Annotated in this window: 1 rRNA gene; it reads right to left on the reverse strand. The window is 62.2% G+C overall.

The annotated features are described in order from the left end of the window. Positions 1 to 117 precede the first annotated feature (117 nt). Positions 118 to 1,142, reverse strand: a 23S ribosomal RNA gene (locus ACYOEI_RS41050); the annotation flags it as partial.

A 1,142-nucleotide genomic window follows, 5' to 3' on the forward strand; every position in this document is an offset into this window, starting at 1 on the left:
GTGGATCCCGTTTCGGAACAGGATCGCGACTCATGCGGAGAGTCGGGATATGGTGACCCCGATTGGGATTCGTGCGTCGCCGACTCCTTGGGGGAGATCGGCGGCGGACGGATCGGGGTGGTCAAGCGATCGGCTGTTAGGACCGGTCGGCTGCGGCGATCGCTCGCCGTGCACTCCCGGCCTATCGACCTGGTCGTCTTCCAGGAGCCTTCGCACTTGCGTGCTGGAAACCTCGTCTTGGAGGGGGCTTCGCGCTTAGATGCCTTCAGCGCTTATCCGGTCCCGACCTGGCTACCCGGCGATGCCCCGAGCGGGACAGCCGGCACACCAGAGGTCGGTCCTCCCCAATCCTCTCGTACTAGGGGAGACGCTCCGCAAGTTTCCTACGCCCACGGCAGATAGGGACCGACCTGTCTCACGACGGTCTGAACCCAGCTCGCGTACCGCTTTCATTGGCGAACAGCCAAACCCTTGGGACCTTCTCCAGCCCCAGGATGCGATGAGCCGACATCGAGGTGCCAAACCTCCCCGCCGCTAGGGACGCTCGGGGGAGATCAGCCTGTTATCCCCGGAGTACCTTTTATCTGTTGAGCGACGGCCTTTCCATACAGCACCGCCGGATCACTAACGCCGACTTTCGTCCCTGCTCGTCTGATAGGACTCGCAGTCAGGCACCCTTATACGTTTGCGCTCGTGTTGCCCGATTGCCGACCGGGCCGAGGGTACCATGGCGCTCCTCCGTTACGCTTTGGGAGGAGACCGCCCCAGTCAAACTGCCCGATGAGCACGGTCCCGGTCCGGGCTACGGACCGGTGAGGATCAGGGTCATTTCAGGCTGGTATTTCACCGTTGGCTCGCCGACGGCTGGCGCCGCCGGGTCGTTGCCTCCCAGCTATCCTACACAGAAAGGACGCTGACCCAGTGCCAACCTGCAGTAAAGGTTCACGGGGTCTTTCCGTCTGACCGCGGGTACGTGGCATCTTCACCACGGCTACAGTTTCACCGGGTCCCTCGTGGAGACAGTGCACCAGTCGTTACGCCATTCATGCAGGTCGGAACTTACCCGACAAGGAACTTCGCTACCTTAGGACCGTCATAGTTACGGCCGCCGTTTATCGGGGCTTCGGTCGGCAGCTTCGCTT

The sequence above is a fragment of the Singulisphaera rosea genome (genome assembly GCF_054877945.1).